This window comes from Cellulomonas sp. ATA003 (assembly GCF_031582905.1).
Classification (GTDB): Bacteria; Actinomycetota; Actinomycetes; order Actinomycetales; family Cellulomonadaceae; genus Pengzhenrongella.
On sequence record NZ_CP133990.1, the window covers coordinates 3,488,962 to 3,509,806 of the forward strand.

The following is a 20,845-nucleotide window of genomic DNA, read 5'->3' on the forward strand; positions in this document are numbered from 1 at the left end:
GGGGCGTGAGCACTCGGTCGGACGACCCGGTCACACCCCGCGGCGTCCTGCTCGTCACCACAGGCCCGCCACGCCGCCCTGCGTGGCCTCCAGCGGCGCTCCGGGTGATGGACATAGCCTGCGCGGGAGATTGCCATGGAGGCATCGGGCGACGAGGCCCGGCAGTGCAGGCGTGAAGAGGCGTCGGCGGTGTCAGCGGTCCCGCCGCCACCCTGCGTATCCGCTCAGGAGGCACGTCATGTCCAGGCCCGCGCACCGCACCGGACTCCCCCACCGACGACTCGTCACGGCCGTCGGCGTGCTCGCCGCCGGCTCCCTCGTCCTGACCGCCTGCGGTCAGGGAGGACCCCGGGTCCGAGGCGCCCGCGGACGACGCCGCCGCGTCCGGCGACGACGTGACCCTCCGGTTCACCTGGTGGGGCGCCGACGCGCGCGCACAGATCACCGAGGAGGTCGTCGACCTCTTCGAGGCGGAGAACCCCGGCATCACGGTCGAGACCGAGTGGAGCGTCTGGGACGGCTACTGGGACAAGCTCGCGACCGGTGCGGCCGCGTCCGACATGCCGGACGTCTTCCAGATGGACGAGCAGCAGATCGCCTCCTACGGCCAGCGCGGGTCGCTGCTCGACCTCGAGTCGCAGCCGGACGCCCTCGACGTCAGCACGATCGCGCCGCAGGTGCTGCTCACCGGTGACGTGGACGGCACGATCGTCGGAGCACCGGTCGGCGTGGGGATCTACTCGGTGGTGGCGAACCCCGACCTGCTCGAGCGCGCGGGGGTCGCGATGCCGGACGACACCACGTGGACGTGGGACGACCTCATGGAGGCGGCGCGCACCGTCACCGAGGAGCTCGGTGACGAGGGCGTCACCGGGCTCGACTACTTCGGGATGCGGTCGGCCGAGGTGGCCGCGTACGCCCGGCAGCACGGGGAGGCCGTGTTCCCGCGCGAGGACGACGAGCCGGTCTCGGCCGAGACCCTCGAGAGCTTCTTCCAGATGGTCCTGGAGATGACCGAGACGGGAGTGACACCGCAGCCGTCCGTGCAGACCGAGACGATGACCGCCTCGATCGAGCAGTCACCGTTCGGCACCAACGCCGCGGCGTTCCACCTGCTGTTCCACACCCAGGTCCAGGCCTTCGTCGACGCCAGCGGCACCGAGATGCAGCTGCTCCGCATCCCCGCGTTGGAGCCCGGTGACCCGCAGATGGTGAACAAGGCGTCGATGTACTGGTCGATCGCCGCGGAGACGGATCACCCGAAGGAGGCCGCCATGCTGGTCGACTTCCTCATCAACGACCACGAGGCCGCGCGCGTGCTCGGGGTCGAGCGCGGGGTCCCCGCCAACCCGGAGATCCAGGAGGTGATCCGACCGGACCTCAGCCCGACCGGGGTCATGGCCTTGGAGTTTGCGGCCGACCTCCAGGCCGAGGTCGCCGACCCGCCGCAGAACACACCGGGCACCGCGTCCGACTTCGACCTGCAGATCGGGCGCATCGGCAGCGAGGTGCTGTTCGGATCCATGACCCCCGAGCAGGCCGCGCAGGCGGTGCTGGACGCGCTCGAGTCCTACGACCTGTAGGCACGACCGGGGGCGTGGCCGACGTCGTGGTGACCACCATCCCGTGCGTCGGCCACGTCTCCCCCGCGCAGGCGCCGCTCACGCCCCCGGACAGCACTCGAGCCCCGCACCGACGCTTGCGCTGGTGCGGGGCTCGTGCTGGCTGGAGCCGCCTAACAGAATCGAACTGTTGACCTTCTCATTACGAGTGAGACGCTCTACCGACTGAGCTAAGGCGGCGTGCCCATCAGCACCGGAGTGCGTGAGCGGGACACACTCTAACCGCCGCTGGGCGTGACTCCAAAGTGAGGCTCACCACGCTGGTGGTCCGGACGTAGACGTCGCTTGCACCGCTCACGGGCGCGAGCCAGGCTGGGCGCCACCTCGACCGGCGAGCGACCTGGCGGACGGAGCCACCATGACCACCCACCCGGAGCCGTGGCCTCCCGGCACGCCCGCCTGGCCGGACCTCATGGTGACCGACCTCGCGGCGGCCCAGCAGTTCTACGCCGCGCTGTTCGGCTGGGAGTTCGAGGCTGCGCCCGCCCCGGACGGCACCACCTACCTGCTCGCCTCGGTCGACGGGCGCAACGCCGCCGGCCTGGGCGACGTCGTCCCCGGCCCGGACGACCCCTCGCCGGAGTGGACGCTGTACCTGGCCACCGACGACCTCGACGTCACCGTCGACACCGCGGTGCACGCGGGCGCGACCGTGCTGGTGCCGCCGATCGACGCCGGGGACGCCGGCGCCCTGGCGGTGCTCGTCGACCCGGCCGGGGCGGTGTTCGGGCTGTGGCTGTCCGCCGCGCTGACCGGCGTCGACGTGGTCGACGAGCCGGGCGCCATGACGTGGGCCGAGACCATGAGCGAGGACGACGACGTCGCCCGCGACTTCTACGCCACGACGTTCGGCTACACCTACACCGACCTCAGCGGCCCGGACTTCTCCTACCGCACCTTCGCGGTGGGCGGCCGCACCGCGGGCGGCATCGGCCGGCTCCCGGACGAGGTCGGCGACGACGTCGACCCGCACTGGCTCATCTACTTCGCGGTGACCGACGTCGACGACGCGGTGGACGTTGCGCGCCGGCACGGCGGCGGGGTCCTGCGCGAGCCGTGGGACAGCGCGTTCGGCCGGATCGCGGTGCTCACCGGACCGGCCGGGGAGACGTTCGCGGTGCACACGTCCCTCGCGGCCGACGCGGCTGGCGGTCAGGCGCCGGCAGCCGGCGCCTGACCCGGGGCCGACCCACCGGGCCGGTCGACGCCGGTCAGCACCGGGTGCCCTCCGCGGGCACCGTGCCCTGCAGGAGGTACGCGTCGACGGCGGCGGCGACGCACTCGTTGGAGCGGCCGTACGCGGTGTGCCCCTCCCCTGGTAGGTCAGCAGCACCCCCGACGACAGCTGCTCGGCGAGGCCCTGCGACCACACGTACGGCGTCGCGGGGTCGTTGGTCGTGCCGATCACCAGGATGGGCGGCGCCCCCTCGGCGGTGATCGGCCCGGCCTCCCCGTCGGCGGGTGCGGCCACTCCGCGCAGGCCAGCCCCCGTAGGCGAACCAGGCGCCGACCGTCGGGGCGGCCTCGACGAGCTCGGCGGCCTCGGCGCGCATGACCTCGGGGTCGGGGGACGACGCGCCGTCGAGGCAGTTGATCGCGGTGAAGGCCTCGGTCGAGTTCGACGCGAAGGTGCCGTCCTCGTTGCGGTCGTTGTAGAGGTCGGCGAGCGCCAGCAGGATGCTGCCGTCGTCCGCGCGCAGGGCGGCGGTCAGCGCCTGGGTGAGGACCGGCCAGCTCGCCTCGTCGTAGAGCGTCAACGCGATCCCGTAGAACGCCAGGCTGCCGGTCAGCACACGGTCGGAGTCCGTCGCGAGCGGCGCCCGCCTGGCGCGCTCGAGCAGGTCGCGCACCTGCACGAGCCCCTCGTCGACCGTGCCCGTCAGCGGGCAGTCGGTGCCACCCTGGCAGTCCTCGACGTACGCGCGCAGCGCGTTCTCGAAGCCGACGGCCTGCCCGAGCCCCACCTCGGCGGCCGGCAGGCTGGGGTCCAGGGCGCCGTCCAGCACGAGCCGGCCGACGCGCTCGGGGAACAGGCCGGCATAGGTCGCGCCGAGCGCCGTGCCGTACGAGTACCCCAGGTAGGTGAGGCGCTCGTCGCCCAGGACGGCGCGCAGCACGTCCATGTCCCGTGCGGCGCTCTCGGTGTCGACGTGACCGAGCAGCGGCCCGGTGTTCGCTGCGCACGCCTCCCCCAGCGCCCGGTACGCCTCCCGGGCTTCCTGCAGCCCGGCGTCGGTCGTGCTGTCGACGTCGCGCGACAGCAGCGCGTCCTTGGCTGCGGGGTCCAGGCACGTGACGGGGGCGGACAGCCCCACCCCGCGGGGGTCGAACCCCACGACGTCGTACTCCTCGAGCACCGGCGCGGAGATCCGCTGGACTGCACCCTCGACGAAGTCGACCCCCGACGCCCCCGGACCGCCCGGATTGATCAGCAGCGACCCCGCCGCCTCGCCGTCGGTCGCCGGTGCCCGCCGGAGGGCGAGCTCGATCGTGCCGGCCGCGGGGTCCGCGTAGTCGATCGGGACGGTCGCGGTGCCGCACTGGAAGTCGCCGCACACCGTCCACTCGACGGCCTGCCCGTAGAACGTCTCGAGTCCCGGGGCCGCCCCCTGCGGCACGGCGGGGGTCGACGCCGCCGGTACGGGCTGCTGGTTCTTGGCCGGCGTCGTGGAGCAGCCGGTGACGACCAGGGCGAGCGCCGCTGCCCCCGCCGCGACCCGCCCGAGCGTGGTGCGGCCGGACCGGGACGCGCGGAGGGGACGGGACGGGGAGGGCGGACGCAGCACCCGACCACGGTAACCGGCAGTCACGGGTGGGACGGTCCGCAGTCACGCGCCGGACGCACCGCGCAGCGCGCGGGCACCCGGACCAGTGACGCGTCCCTCAGCCCTGCGGTCGCAGCGCGATCGTCATCGCCTCGACCGCGAGCAGTGGGGCGACGTTCCCGGACAGGCGTGTGCGGGCCTCGCCGATCGCGTCCATCCGCCGCAGGGTCTGCTCGGGGGTGCTCGCCGCGGCGAGCGCCTCGACGTCGTCGGCATGCCCGGTGTTGATGAGCTCCACCCCGGCCCCGAGCTGGACGACGAGCACGTCGCGGTACAGCGACAGCAGGTCGACCATCGTGCGGTCCAGGACGTCGCGCTGCGCGCGGGTGGCCCGGCCCTTCTGGTCCTTCTCGAGCTGGGTCACCTGTGCGCGCAGGCTGGGCGGCAGGGTCGCGGCCCCCTCGGCGCCCATCGCGTGCAGTAGCGCCGCCTTCTCCTGCGCGTCCCGGTGCTCGGTCGCGGCGCGCGCCTCGTCCTGCGCGACCTCGACGAGGTCGCCCGCGGCCAGGACGGCGTCGCCCACCCCGCGGATGGCGCGCGGCAGGGCGAGCACCCGGGCGCGCCGGGCGCGCGCCTCGGGGTCGCGGGCGAGCCGGCGCGCGATGCCGATGTGGCTCTGCGACGCACGTGCGACGACGGCGGCGAGCTCCGGTGCGACGCCGTCGCGGGCCACCAGCAGCTCGGCGACCGCCTCGACCGGTGGCACCCGCAGCGCGACCACGCGCGAGCGCGACCGCAGCGTCAGCACGACGTCCTGCGGGCTGGGCGCGCACAGCACCCACACGGTGCGCGGGGGCGGCTCTTCGATCGCCTTAAGCAGGACGTTCGACGTGCGGTCGGCCATCCGGTCGGCGTCCTCGACGATGATGACGCGCCACCGGCCCTCGGACGGGCTGCGCTGGGCGAGCGACACCAGCGAGCGGGTCTCGTCGATCTTGATCCCGACGAGCTCGGTCGCGACCACGGTGACGTCGGCGTGGGTCCCCGCGAGCGACGTCGTGCACGCCTGGCAGACGCCGCAGCCGCCACGCTCGCACTGCAGTGCGGCCGCGAACGCCCGCGCGGCGTTCGACCGGCCCGACCCGGGCGGCCCGGTGAGCAGCCACGCGTGGGTCATCGCGGACGGGTCGGTGGCCGCCTCGCGCAGCACCGCCGTCGCGGCCTCCTGCCCGACGACGTCGTCCCACACGCTCACGCCGGGCTCACCGCCCCCAGGGCCGCGGCGACGCGCGTGCGGACGTCCGCCTGGACGACGTCGACCGGGCGGGCGGCGTCGAGCACGAGCCAGCGTCCGGTGGTGTCCGCCGCGGCACGGCGCAGGAACGCCTCGCGGGTGCGCCGGTGGAAGGCGTCGCCGGCGCGCTCGAGGCGGTCGGGGGCGCCGTCGAGCCGTGCGAGGCCGGCCGCCGGGTCCAGGTCGAGGAGCACCGTGACGTGCGGCAGCAGCCCGTCGGTCGCCCACAGGGACAGCCGCTCGACCTCGTCGGCCCCGAGGGCGCGCCCGTCACCCTGGTAGGCGACGGACGAGTCGAGGTAGCGGTCCGTCAGCACGACCGCACCCCGCGCGAGCGCCGGCCGGACGACGGTGTGGACGTGGTGCGCACGATCGGTGGCGTACAGCAGCGCCTCGGTGCGGGGGTCGACGTCCTCCCCGTGCAGGACGGCGGCGCGCAGCGTGCGGCCCAGCTCGGTGCCGCCCGGCTCCCGGGTGAGCACGACCTCGCGCCCCATCGCGTCGTGCAGCCAGCCGCCGAGCAGCCGCAGCTGGGTGGACTTGCCGGCGCCGTCGCCGCCCTCGAACGAGACGAAGAGGCCGGTCGGCGCGGGCGTGGTCACGTGCGCCAGGGTAACCGGGGCCGCCCACGCGGCCGCCGCGTCACTCCCCGGGGTAGACCAGGCCGACCTGGCGGCGGACCTCGTCCATCGTCCGCAGGACGTCCAGGGTGCCGTCCCAGGTCATGCGCTCGCTCTCGGTCCGTCCCGCGGCCACGCACCGGGCGAGCTCGGCGGCCTCGTACTGCAGGCCGCGCGCGACGGGCTGCTCGAACGTCCAGCGCCCCCCGTCGTTGCGGGTCACGGTGAACGACGACGGGGCGTAGAACGGGCCGTCGACCTGGATCGACCCCTCGGTGCCGGAGATGTGCGCGCGGGTCGGCGTGCGCGCCCACAGCGTCGTCGACAGCGTGGCCTGCGCGCGCTCGCCGTAGCTGAGCACGACGCTCACCTGACCGTCGACGCCGGTGGTCGTCAGCTGCCCGACGGCGTGCACGGCGTCCGGCACGCCGAGCAGGTCGTGCGCGAAGGAGATCGGGTAGACCCCGAGGTCGAGCAGCGCCCCGCCGGCCAGCGCTGGGTCCCACAGGCGGCCGGTCGGGTCGAAGCCGAAGCTGTGGCCGTTGTCGGCCGAGACGTTGACGATCTCGCCGATCTCGCCGCCGGCGATGACACGGCGCAGGGCGGCGACGTGCGGCAGGAACCGCGTCCACATGGCCTCCATGACGAAGACCCCGGCGGCGCGCGCGGCGGCGAAGATCTCCTCGGCCTCCGCGGTGTTGCGGGTGAACGCCTTCTCGACGAGCACGTGCTTGCCCGCGCCGATCGCGAGCAGGGCCTGCTCGCGGTGCTCGGAGTGCGGGGTCGCGACGTACACGGCGTCGACCTGCGGGTCCTCGACGAGGTCGCGGTAGCCGACGTGGGTCGTCGGGATGCCGTGCGCGGTGGCGAAGCGCTCGGCGCGGTCCCGGTTGCGCGACCCGACGGCGACGAGCTGGGCGCGGGTGAACCCGTTCACCGCCGCGGCGAACGAGCCGGCGATGCTGCCGGCGCCGAGGATCCCCCAGCGGATCGGCGGGGCGCTGCGGGGTCCTCGACGTGGCTCATGCGACCAACCTAGTGGCCGCCGCGGGCGTGGCTCCCGCGTCTACTTCTTGGCGGTCGCCTTCTTCGCCGTGCTCTTCGCCGGCGCGCGCTTGGCCGGGGCCTTCTTGGCGGCGGTCTTGCGGCCCTTGGCCGGACCGCGCGCCCGCTTCTCCTCGAGCAGCTCCGCCGCGCGCTCGAGGGTCACCGACTCGACGGCGTCCTCCTTGCGCAGGGTCGCGTTCGTCTCGCCGTCGGTCACGTACGGGCCGAAGCGGCCCTCCTTGACCACGACCGGCTTCTTCGACACGGGGTCCTCGCCGAGCTCGCGCAGCGGTGCGGCCGCGGTCGCACCCCGGCCGCGCTTGGGCTGGGCGTAGATCGCGAGCGCCTCCTCGAGGGTGATGTCGAACATCGCCTCCTCGGTGGGCAGCGTCCGGGAGTCCGTGCCGCGCTTGAGGTAGGGCCCGTAGCGCCCGTTCTGCGCGGTGATCTCGTCGCCGGACTCGGGGTCGACGCCGACCACGCGGGGCAGCGACAGCAGCCGCAGGGCGTCGTCGAGGGTGATCGTGGCGAGCTGCATCGTCTTGAGCAGCGACGCCGTGCGCGGCTTGGGCGCGGCCGCGAGCGCCTTCTTCTTCGCGGCCGCGGACAGCCCCGGGTCGAGCTCGGGCTCGGGCAGCAGCTCGGTGACGTAGGGCCCGTACCGGCCGCTGCGCGCGACGATCGTGGTGCCGGTGGACGGGTCCTCGCCGAGCACGACGTCGCCGTCGGCCTGCGTCTCCATGAGCTCGCGGGCCTTCTCGACGGTGAGCTCGTCCGGGGCGAGGTCGTCCGGGACCGACGCGCGCTTGGGGTCCCCGTCCGCGTCCAGCGTCGAGACGTCCTCGATGTACGGCCCGTAGCGGCCGACGCGCAGCGTGAGCCCGTCCCCGATCGGGATGGAGTTGACCTCGCGGGCGTCGATCTCGCCGAGGCCCTCGACGAGCTGGCGCAGACCACCGGTGAGCTCGGAGTCCCCCGTGTGCTCCGCGCCGAAGTAGAACCGGCCGAGCCACTCGCGGCGGTCCTCCTCGCCCGCGGCGATCCGGTCGAGGTCCGCCTCCATGGCGGCGGTGAAGTCGTAGTCGACGAGCCGCTCGAAGTTCTCCTCCAGCAGGCGGGTGACGGCGAACGCGAGCCAGCTCGGCACGAGCGCCTGCCCGCGGGAGATGACGTACCCGCGGTCCTGGATGACCGAGATGGTCGCCGCGTACGTCGAGGGGCGGCCGATGCCGCGCTCCTCGAGCGCCTTGATGAGGGAGGCCTCGGTGTAGCGCGGCGGCGGCGACGTGCGGTGGCCGTCGGCCTCGAGGTCGCTCGCCGTCAGCGCGTCCCCCTCGGCCATCTGCGGCAGCCGGGTCTCGGCGGGCGCGCCCTTCTTCGACCCGGAGCCCTCGCCGGACGCCGCACCGGCCCCTCGGCCGCCGGGGCGGCGTCGTCGGCGTAGCGGTCGGTGTCCCGGCCCTCCTCGTACGCGGCCATGAAGCCGCGGAACGTGATGACCGTGCCGGACGCCGCGAAGACGGCGTCGCGCCCGTCGGCGGCGCGGGCACCGAGCCGCACCGAGGCGGTGGAGCCGCGGGCGTCGGCCATCTGCGAGGCGACGGTGCGCTTCCAGATGAGCTCGTACAGCCGGAACTGGTCGCCGGAGAGCTCGCGGGCGACCTGGGCGGGCGTGCGGAACGAGTCGCCGGCGGGGCGGATCGCCTCGTGCGCCTCCTGCGCGCCCTTGTTCTTCGACGCGTAGACGCGCGGCGACCCGGGCACGTACTCGGCGCCGTACAGCTCGGCGGCCTGGCGGCGCGCGGCGTCGACGGCCTGCGTGCTCAGCGTGGGCGAGTCGGTCCGCATGTAGGTGATGTAGCCGTTCTCGTACAGCCCCTGCGCGGTGCGCATGGTCTGGCGCGAGCCCATCCGCAGCTTGCGCGATGCCTCCTGCTGGAGGGTCGAGGTGGTGAAGGGCGCGGCCGGCTTGCGCGAGTACGGCTTGGTCTCGAGGCTGCGGACGGCGAACTGCGCGTCGGCGAGCCCGTCGACCAGGCCGCGGGCGCCCGCCTCGTCGAGGTGGACGGCGTCGCGGGTCTTGAGCGCCCCGCGGTCGTCGAAGTCACGGCCGGTGGCGACGCGGGCGCCGTCGACGGTGGCGAGGCGTGCGGAGAAGGGCGCGGCGTCGGCTGCGTCCTGCGACTGGGGGTCGGTGACCGCGAAGTCGCCGCGCACGTCCCAGTAGTCCGCGGCGCGGAACGCCATCCGCTCGCGCTCGCGCTCGACGACGAGGCGGGTGGCGACGGACTGGACCCGGCCGGCCGACAAGCCCTGGCGGACCTTGCGCCACAGCACCGGGGAGACCTCGTAGCCGTAGAGCCGGTCGAGGATGCGCCGGGTCTCCTGGGCGTCGACGAGCGCCCCGTCGAGCTCGCGGGTGTTCTCCAGCGCGCGGGCGATCGCCTCGCGGGTGATCTCGTGGAAGACCATCCGCTTGACCGGGACCTTGGGCTTGAGCTCCTGCAGCAGGTGCCAGGCGATGGCCTCGCCCTCGCGGTCCTCATCGGTGGCGAGGTAGAGCTCGTCGGAGTCCTTGAGCAGGCGCTTGAGCTCGGCGACCTTCTTCTTCTTGTCCGCGTCGACGACGTAGTACGGCTCGAAGCCGTTGTCGACGTCGACGGCGAACCGGCCGAAGGGTCCCTTCTTCATCTCGGCGGGCAGCTCGGAGGGCTGCGGCAGGTCGCGGATGTGGCCGACGCTGGCCTCCACCTCGTACCCGTCGCCGAGGTATCCGGCGATCGTGCGCGCCTTGGCCGGCGACTCCACGATGACGAGCTTGCGGGGGGCGGACATACGGACCTCTCTTCAGCAGACCAGCGGGACGGCTCGGGGAGCGCGTCGCCGGGCACTCTACGTCCCCGGGTCAAACACCTCGGCCCGCGGTCGGACCGGCGGCCCGTCCGGCGAGCTCGCGGACGGCCAGGAGGATCGCGAACGCCAGGCAGGACGCGGCGACCACGCCGAGCGCCCCGCCGATGTACCCGGTGAGCAGCTCGGTGCCCGTCGCGGGCGCGTCCGGCGCGAACCACACCTGGCGCAGGGCGATGGCGGCCGGGACCGCCGTCCCGACGGCCGCCAGCACCAGCATCCCCCCGATGACGCGGGCGGTGTTGCGCGCCGGTGCGCCGCGCAGCGCGATCGCCGCGGTCGCCGACATGTCCGGGTCGGCGCCAGTGGGGTCGCCGTCGCCGGGTGGCGTCCGGGACGGGCCGAGGATCCCGCGGGACACCGTGGTCAGGGCGCACGCCAGCCCGCTCCACGCGAGCACCACGAGGATCGCGGCGACCACGTCGCTGGGCCGGTGCCAGCGACCGACCAGCGTGGAGACGCCCGTCGCGGACGTGTACCCGGCACCCAGCACCGCCGCCCACGGACGCAGACGGGGCGGCACCACGAACACCAGCGCCGCCGACACCGAGGCGGCCGCGGTGGTGTGGCCGCTCGGCAGCGCGTTGGCCGAGCCCGGCGAGATGCCCAGCTCCGGGCGGTCGAACACCCAGTACTTGAGCACCTGGGTGGTGAGGTTGGCGCCACCCATGAGGACGGCGACCTGCACCGCGAGCTCCCACCGTCGCCGCAGGGTCGCGATGAGCACCGCCGCCAGCAGCACGAGGGCGATGTAGGGCACCGACACGACGTCGAGCACCGGCTCCGCGATCCGCCACAGCCGTCCGCGCCCGTAGGACGAGCCCTCGAACACCACCTGGTCGACGCGCTGGCCGGTGTAGGTGGTGACGAACACGCGCCACACGAACCAGACGCCGACCGCGGAGGCGGCCGCGACGAGCAGTCCGACCACCACCGAGCCCACGCGCGTCCGCGTGCGGACCGGTCGTGGGGCGGACCGGGGTGCGGGGAGGGGCGCGGCGGAGGACACCCCACCACGGTAGGCGAGGGCACCCACGTCGGGCGCCGGTGCGTCGTCGTCGTCCGGGCCGGTCGGCGCTCAGGTCACCGGCACGAGCATCCCGTCGCCCACGAGCCCACGCACCGACGGCAGGACGTCCGCGGCGACGTCCGCGGCCGGGACCTCGAACAGCGCCGCGATGCCGCCGACGAGCTGGCCGACGGTCAGCTCGCCGTCGCACGCGCCGACCAGACCGGCCAGTGCGGTCCCGGCCCGCACGGCCCGGCCGAAGCCACCGCCCTGGCGCAGCAGGACGACGTCGGGGTCGGCGTTGCCCGGGGTGAGGTAGCGCTCCTCGGTGACGTCCGGGGCGACCGTGAGCCGCGACCCGGCGAGCGCCGCGTCGTCGGTGCGGGACAACCAGTCGTGCGCGGCGAGCGCCGCGGCGAGGTGGGCGCCGAGCGGCTGCCGGACGGCGCCGGTGTGCTCCTCGAGCCGGCGCAGCGTCGGCGCCCCGGCGACGGGACGCCGCAGCGTCACGATGCCGAACCCGATCGCCGTCACGTCCCGGGCGGCGAAGTCGTCCAGCCAGGCGTCGTACTGCGCGCGCCAGGCCGCGCGGTCGCGGTCCGGGGTCGCGCCGCCGTCGCGGATCCAGGTCTCGGCGTACTCCGCGGGATCCTGGAGCTCGCGCTGGACGACCCACCCGTCCAGCCCGGAGGCGTCCAGCCACTGCCCGACGCGCTCGTCCCAGTCCGCACCGCCGCGCACCTCCCAGTTGCCGAGCAGCTGGGCGACGCCGCCCGGCTCCAGGACGTCGCCGACCCCCGTGATCAGGTCCCGGACGACGTCGTCGCCGGAGCGGCCGCCGTCGCGGTACTCGTACGCCGGCACCCCCGCGGCGCGCGGGGTGATGACGAACGGCGGGTTGGACACGACCAGGTCGAACCGCTCGCCGGCGACCGGCTCGAGCATCGAGCCCGCGCGCAGCCCGAGGCGGTCCGGCCCCAGGCCCGCGAGCGCGGCGTTGAACTGCGCGAAGGCGAGCGCGCGGGTGGAGATGTCCGTGCCGACGACGGCGCCGGAGTGCCGGGAGGCGTGCAGCGCCTGGATCCCGCACCCGGTCCCCAGGTCGAGCACCCGCCCGACCGGCTCGCGGATCGTGACCTGCGCGAGCGTCGTCGACGCACCACCGACGCCGAGCACGTGGTCGGTCCGCAGCGTCCGCCCGGTTGCGAGCTCGCCGAGGTCGGACGCGAGCCACCAGTCCACGGACCCGGCGGCGTCGTCGACGCGCAGGGGGCGCAGGTCGACGAGCGCCCGGACCGGGTCGTCCGCGCCGTGGCCCGCGGCCCGGACCAGCCCGAGGTGGCGGGCGCCGTCCACGCCCAGCGTCGCGAGGGCGCGGTCCGCCTCGTCGCGCGCGACGTCGGCGCCCAGGACGAACAGCCGGACGAGGGTGGCGCGCTCCGGCGCCGTCGACCCGGGGCCGGTCACCCGCAGGGCGGGCACCGGCTCCTCGCGGTGCAGCGCGGCGGAGGCCAGCGGCCCGAGGAGGTCGTCGACGCCGTCGACGGTGAACAGCGCGGCCGCGAGGTCGGCGCGCAGCCGGTCCAGGCCGCGGGGGTCGGTGCGCGGCAGGTCGTGGGGCGTCATGTCGTCGGAGGGCACGTCGTCGAGGGGCACCGCGCCATCATCGCGCCCGACGCGGTCCTCACCCCGCCACGTCGACGTCGATGTCGACGTCAAGGTCCACGACGATGGGCAGGTGGTCGCTCGCCCGGCGGGTGACGTCGTCGCGGCGGATGGACGAGCCGGTCACCCGCAGCTCGGGGCTGACCATGACGGCGTCGATCCGGCGTCGCGGTCGCCGGGCGGTGAAGGTCGGGGCGGGCGACGCGACGGCGTCGACCAGGCCCGCGGCCAGCCGCGCCCACACCGGACCACCCGGCTCCTCGTTGAGGTCGCCGAGCACGACGTACGGGCCCGGCCCCGCCAGGACGTCGTGCAGCACCCGGTCGAGGTGGGCGAGCCGCTCCCGGGACCCGAGCGGCAGGTGCAGGTCGACCACCGTGACCCCACCGACGCGGACCACGGCGTACCCGCGCGGCACCTGCCCGATCCGCCACGGCAGCGCCTGCCCGCGAGCCTCGTCGACCGGGACGCCGACGCCCACGAGCACCGTGGTCGTGCGGGACGGCCCCGGACCGACGACGACGCGCATCCCGGTGCGCCGGGCGAGGTCGTCCAGGCGCCGGCGTCCCTGCCGTCCACGCGGCGGCTCCTGCAGGGCCAGCACGTCGGGTGCGGCGTCACCGATGACCTCGACCAGTGCGTCGACGCCGATGTCCAGGCCCTTGACGTTGTAGGTCATCACTCGCATGGGCCCATCCCACCCCAGCCGCGCGGACGCGGCGATTCGGGGCCGGGCGGGCCGGGCGGGGTACGCCGTCAGTCGCGGACGAGCTGCGCCTCGTGCTCCAGGCGCCCCTCGGCGTCGACCCGGGCGGCCCGCAGGCGGGAGGCGATGACCGCACCGAACGCGATCGCCGTCGCGGCCAGGGCGATCCCGAGCCGGGCGACGTGGTTGGCGTCGTCGCCCACGCTGATGGCGACGACCGCCGGCGCGATGAGGAGCGCGACGAGGTTCATCACCTTGATGAGCGGGTTGATGGCGGGCCCGGCGGTGTCCTTGAACGGGTCGCCGACGGTGTCGCCGATGACGACGGCGGCGTGCGCGTCGGAGTTCTTCCCGCCGTAGTGGCCGTCCTCGACGATCTTCTTGGCGTTGTCCCACGCACCGCCCGCGTTGGCGAGGAACACCGCCATGAGGACGCCGGTCGCGATCGCCCCGGCGAGGAACCCGGCGAGCGGGCCGACCCCGAGACCGAAGCCGACGGCGATGGGGGCGAACGCGGCGAGCAGACCGGGGTCGCGAGCTCACGCAGCGAGTCGCGGGTGCAGATGTCGACGACCTTGCCGTACTCGGGCCGCACCTCGCCGGTCATGATCCCGGGGTTGTCCCGGAACTGGCGGCGCACCTCGAACACGATCGCGCCGGCGGCGCGGGTGACCGCGTCGATCGCGAGGCCCGAGAAGAGGAACACTGTCGCGCCGCCGAGGATGACCCCGACGAGCGTGATCGGGCTGATGATCTCGTAGGTCATCATCGCGCCGGTCAGGCCCGTGCCCGCGCTGGCGACCGACTCACCGAGCTCCGCGAGCGCGTCCGCCACCGACGCCGCGTAGGAGCCGAACAGCGCGGTCGCGGCGAGCACGGCGGTCGCGATCGCGATGCCCTTGGTGATGGCCTTCGTGGTGTTCCCGACGGCGTCCAGGTCGGTCAGCGTCTGCGCGCCCTCCGCGGAGACGTCCCCGGACATCTCCGCGATGCCCTGCGCGTTGTCGCTGACCGGGCCGAAGGTGTCCATCGCGACGATGACGCCGACCGTCGTCAGCAGCCCGCAGCCGGCGAGCGCGATGAGGAACAGGGCGAGGACGACCGAGCCGCCGGAGAGCAGGAACGCCGCGCAGATGGCGGCGGCGATGATGCCGGCGGTGTAGACGGCGGACTCGAAGCCGACCCCGATCCCGGAGAGCACCACGGTGGCGGCGCCGGTCTGGGAGGTGCGCGCGACGTGGATCGTGGGCTTGGAGGTCGTGCCGGTGAAGTATCCGGTGAGCCACAGGATGACCCCGGCCAGCACGATGCCGATGAGGACGGCGCCGGTCGCGACGAGCCGCGGGTCGCCGGTGTTCCCGACGAGCGTCTCCCCGCGCCGGTCAGCCCGGCGAACGTGGACGGAAGGTAGACGTACGCGGCCGCCCCGGAGAGCACCGCGGCGACCGCGGCGGAGGTGTAGAACCCGCGGTTGATCGCCGTCAGCCCGCTCTCGGCGCCGCGGACCCGGGTGATCATGACGCCGAGGATCGCGGTGAGCGCCCCGATCGCCGGCACGATGAGCGGGAAGACCAGGCCCTCCTCGCCGAACGCCGCCTTGCCGAGGATCAGCGCGGCGACGAGCGTGACGGCGTAGGACTCGAACAGGTCGGCGGCCATGCCGGCGCAGTCGCCGACGTTGTCGCCGACGTTGTCCGCGATCGTGGCGGCGTTGCGGGGGTCGTCCTCCGGGATGCCCTGCTCGACCTTGCCGACCAGGTCGGCACCGACGTCGGCCGCCTTGGTGAAGATGCCGCCACCCACGCGCATGAACATGGCCAGGAGCGCGGCGCCGAAGCCGAAGCCCTCGAGGACCGCGGGCGCGTCGCCGCGCCAGATGAGGACGACGACGGCGGCGCCGGCCAGGCCGAGCCCGACGACGCACATGCCCACGACCCCGCCGGTGCGGAAGGCGATCCGGGCGCCCTCGGCGCGCCCGCCGGGCAGCGAGGCCGCGGCGGCGACGCGCAGGTTCGCGCGGGTCGCGAGCCACATGCCCAGGTAGCCGATCGCCGCCGAGCAGCCCGCGCCGAGCAGGAAGAACACGGACCGGCCGACCTTGATGCCGGTGTCCCCCGGCAGCAGGAACAGCAGCGCGCACACGACGACCGCGAACAGCGCGAGGGTGCGGAACTGCCGGTTGAGGTAGGCGGAGGCGCCCTCCTGGATCGCTTGCGCGATGTCCTGCATGCCGCGCGTGCCCTCGCCCGCGGCGAGCACCTGTCGTCGCAGCACGACCGCGTAGAACAGGCAGACGACGGCGATCGCGGCGACCACACCGACGATGGTGAGGCTCGTGGTTCCGAGCGTGAGCATGCGTCCTCCTCGACACCGCGCAGGCCCGAGAGCCTCGCCCCCTGTGCCCGGCGGCCCCGTTGCCGGCCGGACTGCGCGCAGTCTAGCCAGACGCACCCGCCATCTCGCGCGGGCCGACGGCACACCCGTCGGCTCTCACCGCGTCACCCGTCCGGGCGACGCGGCCCGCCACCTCAGCTCGCGAGCGCGGCGTCCAGGGTCTCGTGGATCGTGAAGACCTGGGTGAGCGCGGTGATGCGGAAGACCTTGATGACCTTCTCCTGGTCGATGACCAGCTGGAGCCGACCGCCGTAGCCGCGGACCTTCTTCAGCGCACCGACGAGGACGCCCAGACCGGTCGAGTCCATGAAGGTGACCCCGGTGAGATCGACGATCACGTCCGTGTGGTCGGCGTCGATGAGCTCGGCCAGCTTCTCGCGCAGTGACGCCGCGGTGTAGACGTCGATCTCACCGGCGACCTGAACGACGACCTGGTCGCCGTGCACCTCTGTGTGGACGGAGACGTCCATGACTCACCTCCTCGGGGACAACCACCGTATCTAACCAAACGGCCCCCGCCGGACCGACGGCCGTCCGTCGTCCGGGCGACCGGGCCGTCGGGTGATCGGGTGATCGGGTGATCGGGCGGAGCACAGGCCGGGCGACCGGGCGGAGCGGCGGCCGGCGCGGCGGGTGTCACCGTCGGGTGGGAGACTCGGCCCGTGGTCGACGGCGGGCAGGGCGGACGGTGAGCGAGGCGTCCCACCGCTCCGCGGAGCTGCTCGACGTGCTCGTCGCGCACGGCCGGCGCACCGACCGGCTGACCCACGTGCACCACCTCCCCGAACGCACCGGCGTGCAGGCCGACTGGCCCGGGTGGGCCGACCCCGACCTCGTGGCCGGCTACCGGGCCCTGGGGGTCCGGCGGCCGTGGGAGCACCAGGTGGAGGCCGCCGAGGCCGCGTGGTCCGGGCGTCACACGGTCGTGGCGACGTCGACCGGCTCGGGCAAGTCGCTGGCGTTCTGGCTCCCGTCGCTCACGTCGGTGCGGGCCGACGTCGCCGCGACGACGCTCGAGCCCGGGCGCATCGAGTCGGCGCGCCGGCGCGGGTCGGTGCTGTACCTGTCGCCCACCAAGGCGCTGGCGGCGGACCAGCTCGCCGGGCTCGAGCGGCTGCTCGCGGCCGGCCGGGCCCGTGACGTGCGGGTCGCCACCTGCGACGGCGACACCCCGGTCGAGGAGCGTCGCTGGGTGCAGGACCACGCCGACGTCGTCCTGACGAACCCCGACTTCCTGCACTTCGCCCTCCTGCCGCACCACCGGCGGTGGGTGCGGCTGCTCACGTCGCTGCGCTACGTGGTCGTCGACGAGTGCCACGCGTTCCGTGGCGTCTTCGGTGCCCACGTGGCGGCCGTGCTCCGCCGCCTGCGGCGGCTCGCGGCCCACCTCGGGGACCCGGCGGGGCCGACGTTCCTCATGGCGTCGGCCACGACGGCCGACCCCGCCCTGAGCGCGGCGCGGCTGCTGGGGGTCGACGCCGACGACGTGGTGGCGGTGACCCGCGACTCCTCGCCGGCCGGACGCAAGACCTTCGCGCTGTGGCAGCCGCCCGAGGTGCCCGGCCACGCCGTCGTGGAGGCCAAGGGCACGTCCGTCCGCGCGTCCGCGGCGCCCGTGGAGGACCCGTGGGCCACGGCCGTCCCCACCGGGGCACCGGCGTCCGCGGCTCCCACCGCCACGGTGGCCCCGGCCCTCGAGGCAGCTCCGGCCGTCGACGTCGCGGCGCCGGGGGCGGGGACCGTGGCGTCAGCGGCCGACGATACGGACGATCGTGCGGTCCCGCGGGACGCCCGGGGGTCCGGGCTCGACGACGGCCGGCTGGAGGGCAGCGGCTCCGGGGTGGTCGAGGACGACCCCGCGCGGCCCCGCCGGTCGGCGACCGCCGAGATCGCCGACCTCCTCGCCGACCTCACGGTGGCCGGGGCGCGCACGCTCGCGTTCACCCGCTCGCGCCGTGCCGCGGAGTCCGTCGCCGCGGTGACCCAGCAGCACCTGCTCGCCGTCGACCCGGCGCTGGTCACCCAGGTCGCCGCCTACCGCGGGGGGTACCTGCCGGAGGAGCGCCGCGCGCTGGAGTCCTCGATCCGCGACGGCCGCCTGCGCGCGCTCGCCACCACGAACGCCCTCGAGCTCGGGGTGGACATCTCCGGCCTCGACGTCGTGCTCATCGCGGGCTGGCCGGGCACCCGCGTGTCCCTGTGGCAGCAGGCCGGCCGCGCGGGGCGCGCCGGGAGCGAGGGGCTGGTCGCCCTGGTCGCCCGTGAGGACCCGCTCGACACGTACCTGGTGCACCATCCCGAGGCCATCTTCGAGGCCGGGGTCGAGGCCACCGTCTTCGACCCGACCAACCCGTACGTCCTGGCGCCCCACCTGTGCGCGGCGGCGGCCGAGCTGCCGCTGCGCAGCGAGGACTGCGACCTGTTCGGGCCCGGCACGCGCGAGCTCCTCGACGTCCTCGTCGAGCGCGGGGCGCTGCGCCGGCGTGCGTCCGGCTGGTACTGGACGCACGCCGACAGCGCCGCGCGCCTCACCGACCTGCGCGGTACCGGGGGCGACCCCGTCCGCGTCGTCGAGGAGTCGACGGGACGGATGCTCGGCACGGTCGACGCGTCGTCCGCCGATGCGACGCTCCACCCCGGCGCGGTGTACGTGCACCAGGGCGCGACCTTCGTCGTGTCGGAGCTGCACCTGGCGGACGGCGTCGCGCTCGTCGGCCGGCGCTCGGTGGACTTCGGCACGTGGGCGCGGTGGCAGACCTCCATCGACATCCGCGCGGTCCGGGAGCACCGGCAGTGGGGCCCGGTGACGTGGGGCTTCGGCCCGGTCGACGTCACCACGCAGGTCGTCAGCTTCCAGCGCAAGCGCATCCCGGACATGCAGGTCCTCGGCTCCGAGCCGCTCGACCTGCCGGCGCAGACGCTGTCGACCACGGGCGTGTGGTGGACGGCGCCCGCGTCGGTCCTCGAGGGGCGGGGCTCGATGCCGACCTCGCGCCCGGGGCGCTGCACGCCGCCGAGCACGCCTCCATCGGCCTGCTGCCTCTGCTCGCGACGTGCGACCGCTGGGACCTCGGTGGAGTGTCGACCGCGATGCACGTCGACACCGAGCAGGCGACCGTGTTCGTGTACGACGCCTACCCGGGCGGCGCAGGCTTCGCCGAGCGCGGCTTCCACCTGGGGTCCCAGTGGCTGCGCGCGACGCGGGAGGCGATCGCGACCTGCCGCTGCTCGGACGGGTGCCCGGCGTGCGTCCAGTCCCCCAAGTGCGGGAACGGCAACAACCCGCTGGAGAAGCACGGCGCGCTCCGTCTGCTCGACGCGGTGCTCGCGCACGCGCCGGCCTGACAGCCCGGGGAGGCACGGTCACCCTCCGACCGGTCACCCTCCGGCGGACACCGGTGGAGGGCGCGCGTCCGCCGGTCCGGCCCGGGCGCTCGCGGACGCCGTCCCCACCACCCCGGCGCTCCGGGTGGTCGTCACGTCCACCACGCCGTCGGGCCGCGTCCGGCAGCCGGTGAGGCGGACCCCGTTCCGGGTCGCGACCTCACGCGCCACCGCGCAGGCGCTGCCCGCCCCGCCGCCCGGGTGGGCGAGACGTGCCGCGGCGGCCAGCGCAGCCAGGTCCGCCGCGGACTGCGCGGTCGCGCGCCCACGCTCGGCTCCCACGAGCAGCGCGACGCCGCTCAGCAGGACGAGCGCGACCGCGACCACCGCGACGACCAGGACCGTGCCGGCGCCGCGGTCGCGGGCACTCATGGCGCACCCGGGCCCGCCACCCGTCCTCACGGCTCGACCCGGGCGGTGGCACTGGCCTGCGCGGTGAGGTCGCCCACCCCGAGCGGTCCGCTCGCGAGCGATCGCCGGACGGTCACCGTGACCCAGACCCCGTCGTGGTCCACCCGCACGCTCGCCCCCGGCCCGGCGAGCCGGTCGGCGATCGCGGTGACGACGCCGGTGGGCTCCCCCAGGGCGGCCGCACGGGCACCGGCACGTGCCGCGTCGGCGCAGCGCAGCTGGGACGTCGCGGCCGTCGCGAGCAGGAGGACGACCACGAGCACCCCGACCACGGCGGGCAGCGCGAGCGCGAGCTCCGCCGTCACCGTGCCCCGGTCGGAGCGGTCGGTGCGGCCGGTGCGGCTGGTGCGGCTGGTGCGGTCGACCCCGTCGGCACGGTCGACACCTGCGCGGGCCGGGGCACCGATGCCCGGGCCCCGGGTGGGCCCCGGGCTCGGAGCGGCCCTCGGGCTCGGAGCGAGTCCCGGGCTCGGGCTCGCCGTGGGCCCCGACCTCGGGCTCCGTGTGGGCCCCTGGCTCGGGATGACCGCCGCTCCGCCGCCGGTCATACCGCGAGCGCCGAGCGGATGATGCCCAGCAGCAGCTCACGGACCTCGCCGCTGCGCAGGATGACGATGAGCAGCCCCGCGAAGCCGGCGGCGGCGACCGTCGCGATCGCGTACTCCGCGGTCGCCATCCCCGCCTCCGGGTCGAGTGCCGTGGGCTCGGGTCCGGCCGCGCCGGAGGGGCGCTCCACCGCCGCACCGTCGGCCATCGGCGGCTGCGCGACGCCGTCGGCGTCCCGGTGCCGCACCGCGTCGCCGTCGATCACCGGGGTGCACGTCCCCGTCGGCGGGCTGCGCGGGCGTGGCGAGGGCCGCGACGGCGGGGAGACCGGCCGGCGACGCCGCGCCGCCGGCGATGACCGACCAGCGGAGTACGACGCCGGCCGGCGAGGCCGGACGGGCGGTCGTCCGTGCGGTGAGCGCCCGGCGGGTCAGGGTGAGGGACATGTCGTGCTCCTTGTCGTGAAGGGATC

At 75.0% G+C, this 20,845-nt stretch carries 12 protein-coding genes, 1 tRNA gene and 5 pseudogenes; 3 read left to right on the forward strand and 15 right to left on the reverse strand.

Features of this window, described 5'->3' with window-relative positions; genetic code table 11:
- Positions 1-395 precede the first annotated feature (395 nt).
- Complete coding sequence (locus REH70_RS17310; protein WP_310749215.1) at positions 396-1,583, forward strand: extracellular solute-binding protein; 1,188 nt, start codon at positions 396-398, stop codon at positions 1,581-1,583.
- A gap of 143 nt (positions 1,584-1,726) precedes the next feature.
- Here REH70_RS17310 and REH70_RS17315 read toward each other — a convergent pair.
- Positions 1,727-1,802 (reverse strand) — tRNA-Thr (locus tag REH70_RS17315).
- Between the two features lie 178 nt (positions 1,803-1,980).
- On the opposite strand from REH70_RS17315, the gene REH70_RS17320 reads away from it, so the two are divergent.
- Entirely contained in the window at positions 1,981-2,799 is an 819-nt protein-coding gene (locus REH70_RS17320) for a VOC family protein (protein WP_310749217.1), read from the forward strand.
- A gap of 34 nt (positions 2,800-2,833) precedes the next feature.
- Here REH70_RS17320 and REH70_RS20885 read toward each other — a convergent pair.
- The 11 genes and pseudogenes from REH70_RS20885 to REH70_RS17380 all read right to left on the reverse strand — a co-directional run bounded on the left by REH70_RS20885 (position 2,834) and on the right by REH70_RS17380 (position 16,502).
- Positions 2,834-3,093 (reverse strand): annotated as a pseudogene (locus REH70_RS20885) (alpha/beta hydrolase).
- Between the two features lie 412 nt (positions 3,094-3,505).
- Positions 3,506-4,432, reverse strand: a pseudogene (locus tag REH70_RS17335) (alpha/beta fold hydrolase); the annotation flags it as partial.
- Positions 4,433-4,505: 73 nt separating this feature from the next.
- Positions 4,506-5,642 (reverse strand): DNA polymerase III subunit delta', encoded by a 1,137-nt coding sequence (locus REH70_RS17340; RefSeq protein ID WP_310749219.1) that lies wholly within the window; start codon positions 5,640-5,642, stop codon positions 4,506-4,508.
- Positions 5,639-6,283 carry a dTMP kinase gene (gene tmk, locus REH70_RS17345; protein WP_310749221.1) on the reverse strand — a complete coding sequence of 215 codons (645 nt, stop codon included), beginning with the start codon at positions 6,281-6,283 and terminating at the stop codon, positions 5,639-5,641. Before tmk ends, REH70_RS17340 begins: the two co-directional genes overlap by 4 nt.
- Before the next feature lie 40 nt (positions 6,284-6,323).
- Positions 6,324-7,292: a Gfo/Idh/MocA family oxidoreductase gene (locus REH70_RS17350; protein ID WP_310754384.1), complete on the reverse strand. Its 969-nt coding sequence runs from the start codon at positions 7,290-7,292 to the stop codon at positions 6,324-6,326.
- A 75-nt stretch (positions 7,293-7,367) separates the two neighbouring features.
- Positions 7,368-10,183: pseudogene (topA, locus tag REH70_RS17355) on the reverse strand (type I DNA topoisomerase).
- Between the two features lie 70 nt (positions 10,184-10,253).
- Complete coding sequence (locus REH70_RS17360; protein ID WP_310749223.1) at positions 10,254-11,201, reverse strand: phosphatase PAP2 family protein; 948 nt, start codon at positions 11,199-11,201, stop codon at positions 10,254-10,256.
- 135 nt (positions 11,202-11,336) lie between these two features.
- Complete coding sequence (locus tag REH70_RS17365; RefSeq protein ID WP_310754386.1) at positions 11,337-12,893, reverse strand: methyltransferase; 1,557 nt, start codon at positions 12,891-12,893, stop codon at positions 11,337-11,339.
- 58 nt (positions 12,894-12,951) lie between these two features.
- A complete protein-coding gene (locus tag REH70_RS17370) occupies positions 12,952-13,620 on the reverse strand; it encodes an endonuclease/exonuclease/phosphatase family protein (RefSeq protein WP_310749225.1) in 669 nt (222 codons plus the stop codon).
- 68 nt (positions 13,621-13,688) lie between these two features.
- Positions 13,689-15,993, reverse strand: a pseudogene (locus tag REH70_RS17375) (sodium-translocating pyrophosphatase).
- Positions 15,994-16,166: 173 nt separating this feature from the next.
- Positions 16,167-16,502: an STAS domain-containing protein gene (locus REH70_RS17380; protein ID WP_310749227.1), complete on the reverse strand. Its 336-nt coding sequence runs from the start codon at positions 16,500-16,502 to the stop codon at positions 16,167-16,169.
- Between the two features lie 218 nt (positions 16,503-16,720).
- Between REH70_RS17380 and REH70_RS17385 the strand changes: the two are divergent.
- A pseudogene (locus REH70_RS17385) lies at positions 16,721-19,377 on the forward strand (DEAD/DEAH box helicase).
- Positions 19,378-19,410: 33 nt separating this feature from the next.
- On the opposite strand, the gene REH70_RS17390 reads toward REH70_RS17385, so the two are convergent.
- From REH70_RS17390 to REH70_RS17400, 3 genes are all read right to left on the reverse strand, one after another.
- Positions 19,411-19,788 (reverse strand): Rv3654c family TadE-like protein, encoded by a 378-nt coding sequence (locus REH70_RS17390; protein ID WP_310749229.1) that lies wholly within the window; start codon positions 19,786-19,788, stop codon positions 19,411-19,413.
- A gap of 26 nt (positions 19,789-19,814) precedes the next feature.
- Positions 19,815-20,132, reverse strand: coding sequence for a TadE family type IV pilus minor pilin (locus REH70_RS17395; RefSeq protein ID WP_310749231.1), 318 nt, complete (start codon positions 20,130-20,132; stop codon positions 19,815-19,817).
- A 239-nt stretch (positions 20,133-20,371) separates the two neighbouring features.
- The gene (locus REH70_RS17400) at positions 20,372-20,638 is read right to left on the reverse strand and encodes a DUF4244 domain-containing protein (RefSeq protein ID WP_310749233.1); all 267 of its coding nucleotides are present in this window, start codon (positions 20,636-20,638) and stop codon (positions 20,372-20,374) included.
- Positions 20,639-20,845: the final 207 nt, after the last annotated feature.